11 protein-coding genes are annotated in these 11,020 nt (G+C 40.0%); 2 read left to right on the plus strand and 9 right to left on the minus strand.

The window, feature by feature from the left end; translation table 11 throughout:
- The 6 genes from CWC18_RS20500 to CWC18_RS20525 form a co-directional block, all read right to left on the minus strand.
- On the minus strand, positions 1 to 471 hold a 471-nt coding region (locus CWC18_RS20500; protein WP_138676024.1), incomplete at its 3' end, for a LysE family translocator.
- Positions 472 to 518: 47 nt separating this feature from the next.
- Positions 519 to 980 (minus strand): GNAT family N-acetyltransferase, encoded by a 462-nt coding sequence (locus CWC18_RS20505; protein WP_138676025.1) that lies wholly within the window; start codon positions 978 to 980, stop codon positions 519 to 521.
- Positions 981 to 1,365: 385 nt separating this feature from the next.
- Complete coding sequence (gene upp, locus CWC18_RS20510) at positions 1,366 to 1,998, minus strand: uracil phosphoribosyltransferase (RefSeq protein WP_138592946.1); 633 nt, start codon at positions 1,996 to 1,998, stop codon at positions 1,366 to 1,368.
- 159 nt (positions 1,999 to 2,157) lie between these two features.
- Positions 2,158 to 2,706 (minus strand): NAD(P)H nitroreductase, encoded by a 549-nt coding sequence (locus tag CWC18_RS20515; RefSeq protein WP_138592945.1) that lies wholly within the window; start codon positions 2,704 to 2,706, stop codon positions 2,158 to 2,160.
- A gap of 98 nt (positions 2,707 to 2,804) precedes the next feature.
- A complete protein-coding gene (locus CWC18_RS20520) occupies positions 2,805 to 3,494 on the minus strand; it encodes an HvfX family Cu-binding RiPP maturation protein (protein WP_138676026.1) in 690 nt (229 codons plus the stop codon).
- A 104-nt stretch (positions 3,495 to 3,598) separates the two neighbouring features.
- Positions 3,599 to 5,560, minus strand: coding sequence for an FAD-dependent oxidoreductase (locus CWC18_RS20525; RefSeq protein WP_138592943.1), 1,962 nt, complete (start codon positions 5,558 to 5,560; stop codon positions 3,599 to 3,601).
- 263 nt (positions 5,561 to 5,823) lie between these two features.
- Between CWC18_RS20525 and sppA the strand changes: the two genes are divergently transcribed.
- Both sppA and ansA read left to right on the plus strand, forming a co-directional pair.
- Positions 5,824 to 7,698, plus strand: a complete 1,875-nt coding sequence (gene sppA / locus CWC18_RS20530; protein WP_138592942.1) for a signal peptide peptidase SppA — start codon at positions 5,824 to 5,826, stop codon at positions 7,696 to 7,698.
- Positions 7,699 to 7,764: 66 nt separating this feature from the next.
- Positions 7,765 to 8,775 (plus strand): asparaginase, encoded by a 1,011-nt coding sequence (gene ansA, locus CWC18_RS20535; protein ID WP_138592941.1) that lies wholly within the window; start codon positions 7,765 to 7,767, stop codon positions 8,773 to 8,775.
- Positions 8,776 to 8,845: 70 nt separating this feature from the next.
- Here the strand turns inward: ansA and CWC18_RS20540 are convergent, their stop codons facing one another.
- The 3 genes from CWC18_RS20540 to CWC18_RS22030 form a co-directional block, all read right to left on the minus strand.
- Positions 8,846 to 9,154, minus strand: a complete 309-nt coding sequence (locus tag CWC18_RS20540; RefSeq protein ID WP_119860317.1) for a hypothetical protein — start codon at positions 9,152 to 9,154, stop codon at positions 8,846 to 8,848.
- Between the two features lie 244 nt (positions 9,155 to 9,398).
- Positions 9,399 to 9,956, minus strand: a complete 558-nt coding sequence (locus tag CWC18_RS21660; protein ID WP_249930162.1) for a hypothetical protein — start codon at positions 9,954 to 9,956, stop codon at positions 9,399 to 9,401.
- 631 nt (positions 9,957 to 10,587) lie between these two features.
- Complete coding sequence (locus CWC18_RS22030; RefSeq protein ID WP_432760767.1) at positions 10,588 to 10,833, minus strand: GNAT family N-acetyltransferase; 246 nt, start codon at positions 10,831 to 10,833, stop codon at positions 10,588 to 10,590.
- Positions 10,834 to 11,020 lie beyond the last annotated feature (187 nt).

Here is an 11,020-nt window from a genome sequence, read left to right on the forward strand (position 1 = left end):
AAATGATTGACCACTACACACAGCTAAAAATACAGTAGCCACCAGCATATTTTCATAAGCATAGTCTGTTCCGCTATTAGTAAAAGCCACAATCGCGCCCATTGCGACTGCCCAAGCCTTTGCGTTTACCCATTGAAATAGTGCACCATGCAAAAAAGTTAGCGGACGTTGTTGCACAGCACTTTGCAACTCACTATACGAGCAAGCAATCAACAAACTTAAATATATTAAGTACAGTGTACTAATGCATTTTATCCATAATTGCAAAGCTGGAAATATCTTAAATAGCTCACCAAAACCAAACCCTACGATAATAATCATAACTGCAAAGCCAAAACATATGCCTACGAGCAGTGGAATACTTTTGCGCATGCCAAAATTTACCCCAGACGTCATAACCATGATATTGTTTGGTCCAGGCGTAATAGAAGAAGAAATCGCAAATAATAATACAGCCAGTAAGGTTTCCATGGTATTTTCTTTAATTGATATCGCACTTATTATAAGAATTCGAGGATTTATTCTGACTTAAGCATAAAGAGGCAATTATCGTATGGGATGGTACCCGGGTAGGCAGAAAATCGAAAACCAGCTTTTTCGTATGCTCTAATAGCACTAAAATTATGAGTAACGACAAAGAGCGATGCGCTTGTTGTATGTGTCAACTCTAAACCACGTGTTATTAGGCTGTCGATTAAAATACTGGCAACACCAGTCCCCCTGTGATCCGGTGATACGGCAAGGCGGCCCAAATGGCAACGTCCAAGCCGTTCGTATACTTGGCCAAAAGCAACACATTCCTCATCTTCATTAATGAGTACGTATGAGGGAACTTTATCCAGGCTCAAGCTGTCTTTAAATGATGTTCTATCATAAGGGTAGGGAAATTGAGGCCCTGCCCACTCTTTGGTAGATTGCACATCATCAAACCAATTCATTATTGTCGCTAAATGTGCCTCATTTACTGCAACTAAGTTCATCCTGACCTCTGAAGTGTATAAGCTAACTACCTAAAACTTATTCTGATAAATAATCTACACACAATAAAGAGAATTATATTCATGTATGTGTGTTGCGTAAGCATAATCTTGCGCATGACTATGCCTACTCTAATTAAGTTAAACACAACGTTGATGTAGTTGTTACTATTGGTGAGATTGAAATGTGTTATGGATGGATTGGAAGCTGAATTTCATATCATATAAGCCTATGTTAAATCATAGGCAACAGGACGAACCTAGGTGACACATACCATATACATATACTGGCTTTACTAAGCAGCGACTTTCAATATATTTGATTGTAAAGGCTGAGCTATACTTAAATCACCTTAAACTGAAACTTGTTCAATTTAAGGTGATTGTACTAACCTAGGGTGCCAAATATTTTGTCACCAGCATCCCCAAGGCCAGGTACGATATACCCGTGTTCATTGAGATGGCTATCTAACGACGCAGTATAAATTTCAACGTCAGGGTGAGCGTTTAAGGTTGCTTCCACCCCTTCAGGGGCCGCCACTAAAATAACTGCTTTAATCTGTTTGCACCCTGCTTCTTTTAACATATCAATGGTCGCTATCAAAGACCCACCTGTAGCAAGCATTGGATCAATAACCAAACTCAAGCGTTCATCAATTTTACCCACCAGCTTTTCAAAGTATGGAACCGGCTCAAGTGTTTGTTCATTTCGCTGCAAGCCAACCACACTGACCTTAGCCGCCGGGATCAATTCCATGACGCCATCCATCATACCTAAACCAGCTCTGAGTATTGGCACCACCGTAATTTTTTTACCTTGCAGCTTAGATACCTGAATATCACTTCCCTCCCAGCTTTTTATGGTCTGAGTTTCTAGCGGGAGACTTTTAGTTGCTTCGTATGTGAGTAAAGTGCCCACTTCAGATACTAACTCTCGAAAACTTTTAGTACTGATCCCTTGCTCACGCAGTAACGCAAGTTTATGTTGCACAAGTGGGTGGTCAATGATGTGTAATGCCATAAAGACAGTCCATTTTATAATTTATGACATTATTATAAGGTATTTCTATAAGATATTTTAGCAAAGGTGTGTTTAAGGCAATTAAAAATGATACGGACAATGTTATATATGACACTGTAATGGGCAAAATGTACTCAACCCATTACAGACGTTAAGCCTTTACAATGACACAAAAAACTCATCAGGCGAATGCCTAATTGGTTTAGTACATGCCACAGTAGGTGTACCCAAGTACAAGTAACCCACAATTTCGTCACGCTCATCTAAGCCGAGCAAAGATTTAACCTTAGGGCTCTGAGCAAAGTAGCCAGTGCGCCATACACCCGACAATCGTTGTGCAAACGCAGCTTGTTGCATCGCAAATACACTACATGCGGCACTTTCAATTTGTTCAATACGGGGAACTTTCGGGTGTTCTTGATATGGACTAATGGCAATGATCAGCATGGGCGCTCTTTGTGGCAACGCCTTTGCTCGATCCACTACGCGTTCTTCTTTCCCTTCGGCAACCGCAGCTTGGTAGTATATTTCACCTAATTTATCTCTGGCTTGCTCCTCTACCACAATAAACCGCCATGGTTTTAGCCCACCATGATCAGGGACTTTTAACGCCGCTTTTTTTATTATTTCAAGCTGTTCAGCTGAAGGACCAGGAAACGATAAATTACTATCTGATTGCCTTGTAGTTAAAAGTTCGATGGCATCCATTAAAACCAACCTTTATTAGAAACGATTGTTGTTTAGGATACCACCATATAGTTTATTGAGCTACGATAACGCACCATAAGCCATTAATTTATTGAGTATTAAGACTCTTTAGTTAGTAACTTTTTTAACCAGTAATCGATACTAAAGTACCTTCCACCGCCTACAAATATTAAGCTCAATAACATGGCAAAATATAGTGCAGCAAATTCAATTCCGTTATTGATTACCGCAATAGACCCTTTTTCATACAAGTAATCAGGGAACCCATGTTCTTGCACAATCCCTTTTATTTTATCAAGCCGCTCTCCTACTTCTAAACTGTTATCTAAGCTCGCTTGAGCACCTGGAATACTTAGCCACTCTAATACTTGAGCTGCACTGGTATCTGGATTAGTTGGCGCAATCGCAAACCACCCATTGTGCCAATGCACCGTAGTCGCCGCAATAAACATGGTAAACAACAGAGGTATGGCCGCGAGTCGAGTAAATAAACCAATAAGTATTAACCATCCACCTAAAAACTCAGACCAGCCAGCGAGAAAAGCCAACAAGTCAGGAAATGGTAAGCCAAGCCCCCAATCACTATTACCAAACCAGTTAACAACATTAGGGTCAGCCAATAAGGTGTTAGGAAAAATCATTTGCTCATTCGATAAATTGAGTTTGTTAAAGCCTGCAATGATCATAACGGGTGCGAGGATCAATCTAAAAAGGAGCGGAGGGATCCCATCTAATACTTCAAGCTTTTTTAAGGTAAGTTGATAAATGGCGTGAATTTTTAACAGCATGTGCGGCCTTTTGATAGTGAGTATTAAAACTTAGTTATCAGTGTAGACCGCATTTTGAAAACTTTTATTGCATCAGAATAAAGATAAAATGTATTAGTTTATCCTTATATCTTTCTCGCAACTTGCAATGCTTCATATATGGCACGCTTTGCATCAATAGCACTGGCAAGCTTTGCACCACCAATGACGTGATGATTATCGGGTAACGCTTCTTTATCAAATAACCTATCATTAGAAACTTGGCCAATGCATGCGATCACAGTGTCAACATCTAACAATTGCTCTTCACCATTCACCCGTACTAACAAACCTTCATTTGAAAAGGCGACATATTCACACCCTGCAATTTGTTCAACGCCATGATGTTTTGCCACCTGACGGTGGATCCAACCCGTTGTTTTACCGAGGTCACTACCAAACCTACCGGCGCTGCGCTTTAACATATACAGTTTCCTTGGATCTTTTTCACACGCTGGCTCACACTCTATGCCCCACTGAGATTTAAAGCTATCTATTGATTGGTCTGACGTTTCAGTTAAAAATGCAACCATATCAAACCCTATGCCGCCCGCGCCCAAAATTGCGATCCGCTCACCCAGCTCAACTTCACCTCGAATGACTTGATCGTAAGCAAAAACTTGTTTTTCATCCGAGCACTTGATTGGCGATAACCGAGGGGTGACCCCTGTAGCAAACACAATGTCATCGTATTGAGTAACCATGCTTTCCTCAAACGACGTGTCTAATTCTAAGGCAACGTTCAATCTCTTTATCTCAGAAAGATAAAAAGCTAAGGTTTTTTTAAAGTCTTCTTTACCAGGGATCTGCATGGCCAAATTAAATTGCCCACCGGCATGACTATTTTTATCAATAAGCGTCACTGTGTGACCTTTTTTAGCTAAATAATAGCTCGCTGCAAGCCCCGCAGGACCAGCTCCCACAACCAGTACTTTTTTAGCGTTTGTGGTTAATGCTAACGGGTAATCTAATTCAAACCCAGCTTGCGGATTAACTAAGCATGTGGCGCGTTTTCCTTTGAATACGTGGTCTAAACACCCTTGATTACAGCCAATGCAAATATTGATTTGGTCACTGCTGCCATTTTTGTACTTATTAAAAAACTCTGGATCTGCGAGAAGCGGCCGTGCCATTGATATTAAGTCTGCATTTTCATCTTCTAAAATACCATTAGCGATATCTGGTGTGTTGATCCTGTTAACAGCAATAACAGGAATACTTACCACATCTTTCAGTCGCTTCGACGCTTCTTTGAATGCGCCTGGTGGTACCATACTCGCAATAGTAGGAACTCTGGCTTCATGCCAACCAATGCCTGTATTTAATATGTCAACACCAGCAGCTTCTAACGCTAAGGCTTGCTCTGTCACTTCCTCTGGTGTAGAACCATTTGGTACCAAATCCATGACTGACAATCTGAAAATAATTAAAAACCTATCCGAAACTTGCTTTCTAACTGCCCTGACTATTTCAACAGCAAGGCGCATTCTATTTTGAAGATTGCCACCGTACTCATCGCTGCGTTTATTGGTATGATTGGCCATAAACTCATTAATTAAGTACCCCTCAGACCCCATCACTTCAACACCATCGTAGCCTGCTTGTTCAGCAAGCTTTGCTGAACGCGCAAAATCCTTAATGGTACTTTTGATCATGCCCACTGACATGTTTTTCGGCTTATAGGGGTTGATTGGTGCTTTAATCGCACTGGGAGCTACATTAAACGGATGGTATGCGTATCGACCTGCATGAAGTAATTGTAAACATATTTTAGCATCATGTTTGTGCGCGGCGTCAGTATAAGCTCGATGCTTAACTACATCATAATAACTATTAAAGGACGAGGCAATTGGCGTTAACTTACCCCTGATATTTGGGCTATAACCACCCGTTATGATAAGACCAGTGCCACCTTTCGCACGAGCTTCATAAAATGCGCTTAACCTTTTTCGATTATGCCATCCCTCTTCTAACCCTGTATGCATTGACCCCATGACTAAACGATTACGTAGTTGAGTGTGCTTTAATTCTAATTTTTTTTCTAACATTACCTGCCCCGGCTAACTGGTCTAACCTGTGCAACATTATCAATTTTCTATGAATTAGCAAGTGTATTAACAAAGTAAATTATTTGTAGAACACTTTTTTGCCATTTTCTGGGACATTTTCTTGTTAGATCGTGAATTTATTACGCAATGGTGCGTCTTTAATACTTCGTTACGTTTTAATGATTACACCTTTATATAATCTAGGGTATTATTAACAATAGAGAATACTTTAGGTACTCCTGTACATTGAATGAGGGCTGATTTTGAATTTAATTGTTAAGTGTTTTAAAGGGCTATGGCACGGCCTTAATTTTTCTCGCCGTCTTATCTTGAATCTACTATTTCTAGGTATCATCGCTGCTTTAATTATTGGCGTATCTAGCGATGGTGATGAAATTATTATAAATGAAAATAGTGTCTTAAGATTGAATTTGGAAGGTTCTTTGGTTGAAGAGTTGACCTACATTGACCCCTTCGATGCGGCACTAAGCGATGCAACCAGTTCTAATAAACAACCAAAAGAGATTTTGCTAGACGATGTTGTTCGCGTTATCAAGGCAGCGAAAGATGACGAACGTATTCAGGTATTGCTGCTCGATTTAAAACACTTACGCAGTGGGCACTTAGATAAGCTTCGCACAATTGCCGACACTATTGACGAATTTAAAGAATCTGGGAAAAAGGTTTTAGCACATGGTGCATACTACTCTCAAGGTCAATACTATTTAGCATCTAAAGCTGATGCAATATCACTTCACCCCTATGGTGGCATTGATATCCGCGGATACGCTTCATACCCTCTTTATTTTAAAGATGCGCTCGAAAAACTAAAAGTCACACAGCATATATTTCGTGTAGGAACTTTTAAATCAGCTGTTGAGCCTTTTATTAGAAATGATATGTCTGAGCCTGCAAAAGAGGCAAAAAAGCTATGGCTTAATGAGCTTTGGTCACAGTATAAACTAGACATTATTGCAGCAAGACAATTTAGCGACTCCAACTTTGATGAAACTATTACTGACTACCTCAGTAAAATGGAACAAGTTGAAGGTGATTATGCACAGTACGCACTGGCAAATGGTTGGGTGGATGAATTAAAAACTGATCAACAGATCCAACAAGAGCTCATAGCGTTAGTCGGTGAAAATAAATCCGGTAAAAGCTTTAAACAAATTAGCTTTACTGAATATCTAAGTTTCATTAAACCCCCAATCGACTTTGTAAATCCAGTAACCGAAAAAGTCGCTGTAATTATTGCTCGAGGCAATATTGTTGACGGAAAACAAAAAGCAGGCAAAATTGGCGGAGAATCGACTGCAGCTTTACTAAAAAAAGCACGGCTTGATGATAAAGTAAAAGCAGTTGTGTTACGTATTGACTCAGGTGGTGGCAGCATGTTTGCTTCAGAGATCATTCGTAATGAAATACTTGCAATTAAAGACGCAGGTAAACCGGTCGTTGCCTCTATGGGTTCTGTTGCTGCCTCTGGTGGTTACTGGATTGCGGCATCAGCAAATGAGATATGGGCATCGCCGAGCACAATTACGGGATCAATTGGTGTATTTGGTTTGTTTATGACATTTGAAAACGCATTAAACGACCTAGGAGTCTATTCAGATGGGGTTGCGACCACAGAGCTTCATGATATTTCTCTTTCTCGTGGTTTAAATCCGCAATTAGCTCAAGTCTTCCAATTGGGTGTAGAAAACGCTTACGACAAATTTATCAGTGTTGTTGCTCATTCACGAGGATTAGAAAAAGCAGCAGTTGATAAAGTTGCCCAAGGTCGCGTATGGACGGCAACACAAGCAAAAGAGTTTGGCTTAATTGATAACTTAGGAAATAAACAAGACGCAATTAGTGCCGCAGCAAAGCTTGCTAACTTAGATTTCTACGATGTCATCACGATAGAGCAAACTCTATCTGAAAAAGAGATGTTACTGCGTGAAATTTTTGGCAATGCAATGGTCAAAGAAACACTCAATGCTATAGCGCCACAGTCGAACTTATTGAAATTAATAGAGCGAAACCTAGGGCAAGTAAGTACTGATTTAGAACGTCATTTATCAACGCTTTCAAACATGAACGACCCCAATGGTATTTATACTCAATGTATAACATGCCAGATAACCTATTGAACAGCCGCTGCAATCAGCAGTGACAATTGATATACTAAGCCCAGAATAGATTCTGGGCTTTTTTACATGAAAAGAAAAAAAATATACATCGCCTATACCGGCGGTACAATTGGTATGAAACAATCAAGCCGTGGTTACATTCCTGCGGAAGGCTACCTGACTGAAACGGTAAAAAACAACGCAGAGTTTACCCGTGAAGAAATGCCGTTATTTGATATTCATGAATACAGCCCGTTAATCGACTCTTCAGACATGTCGCCTTATCATTGGCAGATCATTGCTGATGATATTAAAGCAAAATACGATCAATATGATGGTTTTGTGGTACTTCATGGCACAGACACCATGGCTTACACAGCATCAGCCTTGTCATTTATGTTTGAGAATTTGACCAAACCCGTTATCGTAACAGGATCTCAAATCCCCCTTTCTCAGTTGCGCTCTGACGGACAAGTCAATTTACTCAATGCCATGTATTTAGCCGCCAATTACCCAATAGCAGAAGTTAGCCTATTTTTTAATAACAAGCTGTTTAGGGGCAACCGGGCAACGAAAGCCCATGCAGACGGTTTTGATGCGTTCTCATCGCCTAATTTACAACCACTGGCACAATCTGGGATCAGTATTAAGTTAAAAGAAGGTAAGTTAAGCCCTTATGTCGAGCAGGCTTTACAAGTCACCCCCATAACGCCACAACCAATTGGTGTACTTTACCTCTACCCTGGTATTAATATAGACATCATCAACAATATTCTTTGCGGCGATATTCGAGCACTGATCTTGCTGAGCTTTGGTGTAGGTAACGCACCTCAGCAGCAGCTATTTTTAGATTCACTCAAAGCCGCTTATGATAGAGGCGTGGTGTTGATAAACTTAACCCAGTGTATACAAGGCCAAGTGAATATGGGGGGTTATGCAACAGGGAATGCATTAATAAACTGCGGTGTTATTAGTGGCTACGATATGACCCTAGAAGCCTGTATTGCTAAGCTACATTACTTATTTAGCCAAGAGTTAGAACTCGAAACCGTTAGGCACTTGATGCAAGATAGCCTAAGAGGCGAAATTACACGATAGACTTTTCAAGGCACAAACGAATAAAGAGCCAAAAACGGCTCTTTATTAAGTTACACTTTAACACGTCAAATTAGTCTTCGGGGCCTTCAAGGGTAAACACCAGATGCAAACGCATATTCTTTAGCACGACCCCCTTTTTCATCATTGCTGCGCTTAACAATTTTTGCCACTTTAAAAGATCTGGTTTAGCACTTAGTAACATTTCTTCGCTGTCGAATTGAAACCTTAGCAACAATGAGCTTGGAAACAAGTGATATTCCATACTAAACCAGCATTGCAACATACCCGGGATCTCTGCGCGAGCTTGCTCTTCTAATTTGTCAGCAACTTCTAATACAACCGCTTGTTGCTTCTTTTGCACAGCAGACAACTTCTTCATAAAAACATTCCAAATATGAATATATAAATTAACTAAGCTCGGATGATAGCAAACCTAACTGAAAACCCACACACTAAAGACGATTAAACACGACTCAGTTTAAAAACACTCAACATAAACTTTCTTATCGCTCATAATATGTATGTTCTCTATTCTGGTGTTAATGATTCTGCCTTAAGTTGGTCAATAATCTGTGCACTTACCCAATAGATATCACCTTGCGGATCTTCACCCTCTTTATCTACTAATGGGCTTCTATTAAAAATAGATATTTACCATCGGGTGAAACATAAGCACTTGCCTCCATTGATTTAGTATTTATTGTTTTCCCTAAATTAACCGCATTCCCCCATGAACCATCACTGTGGAGAAAGCTAATATAGAGATCTTTATCTCCAAAACCATCCGCCTTTTCACTGTCCCATATCAAGTATGATCCATCTGCTGCGATAAAAGGATGGGCAGTCCACTTACCTGAATTAATATGTGAGGGTAATAACTTAGGCGGTTGACGTTGACCGTTTTTCATCTCAGATATTCGCAATACGTCGTGGTTTTCATAATCGTCAAATATATAAGTCCCTTGTATTGATGATGATAAACGCATGATCCCCCAATCATCGCGATCAAACAGCTTCCCCAAACTTTTCACAGTTGACCAACCACTTGATGTACGCGTCATATATTGGCTCCCCAAATGCATGGTATTGCCATCAGATGCAAGTGTTGGCCTCCCTACCCTAGGACCTACAACAGACTCTTTCCATTGATTTTTTCTAATTTGAAGCGGATTAACCACCATTTTCCCGTATCAACATTTCGTCGGGAAAAGTAAAACTCTGTCATATCTGGCGTGAACGAGCCACTAAAGTCACGATGTCGTGTCGCAACTTAGCCTGATGCAAATATCTGGGATATAAGACTCGGTGGCTCTTGTCCTAAATAAGGCCCTTTTAACGCCGGTAAATTACCCTGATTGTTATTGTCATCAGTTACAACACACGCAGAAAGTAACAATAGAACTGGCGTAAAAATAACTTTAATATTTATTTCCTTACTTGCAGAATTAGCAAAGCTGTATGGCCACTTATATACAGCTTAAGAGTCAATCAATATATGCAAGATAATGTGACAAGTCCTGACGTGAGTATAATTTTTAGGTGGCTTTTTTAGATGATGTTTACACAAAAGCCTTGCACCGAGTCTTAGATTAAGGCCACATATACTGTTTCGTAAGTACGGCTGTTCGTATCAACATAGACTAAAAAAACTATGATATTCATGGTTTTTGACCATAATTGATACTGTAAGTAATGGATTTACAATAACGATAGCTTTCTAAATAGGTCAATCTAATTTAAACTTTAAATAGCTCAATCACTGTAAATATTTGGTTGCCAAATTTGATCAGCATTTCAGGGCTTTCTATCGATTTAAAGCCACATTTGGGCATACAGCCCATGCGCATCTTTCGTGGCTAGCACTATTCGCCTAAGCCCCTGTGATTCAGGATGCTTAACGATTATTTCTGCGAGCCATTTACTTAAGCCCATTCCTCGATGCGACTCCAGAATAAACACATCGGCTAAATAAGCAAACGTCGCTTTGTCCGTAATTAGCCGCGCAAACCCAACTTGCTTTTCTTGCTCATTGAATAGCCCAAAACAAAATGAGTTCATTATTGCTTTTCGAAGCGTCGACCTTGGGACGCTTTCGCCCAGTAACTTTGAGAAAGACACTGATAAACCGTGTCAAAATCCATATCATCAATGTTAGTCCTTATATTAAACCCTTTCATTTATTCGCCTTATCATCTAGTAATTACTATTCATTTACTCTACCACTAACGGCGTTTTTCAAGGTAGT

The sequence above is a fragment of the Pseudoalteromonas aurantia genome (assembly GCF_005886875.1).
Taxonomy (GTDB): domain Bacteria; phylum Pseudomonadota; class Gammaproteobacteria; order Enterobacterales; family Alteromonadaceae; genus Pseudoalteromonas; species Pseudoalteromonas aurantia_A.

What these genes read in the sequence shown, in the direction of transcription:
- CWC18_RS22030 (WP_432760767.1), bottom strand. Translation starts at nt 10,833, where the DNA reads ATGAACTCATTTTGTTTTGGGCTATTCAATGAGCAAGAAAAGCAAGTT.
- upp (WP_138592946.1), bottom strand. Translation starts at nt 1,998, where the DNA reads ATGGCATTACACATCATTGACCACCCACTTGTGCAACATAAACTTGCG.
- CWC18_RS21660 (WP_249930162.1), bottom strand. Translation starts at nt 9,956, where the DNA reads ATGGTGGTTAATCCGCTTCAAATTAGAAAAAATCAATGGAAAGAGTCT.
- CWC18_RS20515 (WP_138592945.1), bottom strand. Translation starts at nt 2,706, where the DNA reads ATGGATGCCATCGAACTTTTAACTACAAGGCAATCAGATAGTAATTTA.
- CWC18_RS20525 (WP_138592943.1), bottom strand. Translation starts at nt 5,560, where the DNA reads ATGTTAGAAAAAAAATTAGAATTAAAGCACACTCAACTACGTAATCGT.
- CWC18_RS20505 (WP_138676025.1), bottom strand. Translation starts at nt 980, where the DNA reads ATGAACTTAGTTGCAGTAAATGAGGCACATTTAGCGACAATAATGAAT.
- ansA (WP_138592941.1), top strand. Translation starts at nt 7,765, where the DNA reads ATGAAAAGAAAAAAAATATACATCGCCTATACCGGCGGTACAATTGGT.
- CWC18_RS20520 (WP_138676026.1), bottom strand. Translation starts at nt 3,494, where the DNA reads ATGCTGTTAAAAATTCACGCCATTTATCAACTTACCTTAAAAAAGCTT.
- CWC18_RS20540 (WP_119860317.1), bottom strand. Translation starts at nt 9,154, where the DNA reads ATGAAGAAGTTGTCTGCTGTGCAAAAGAAGCAACAAGCGGTTGTATTA.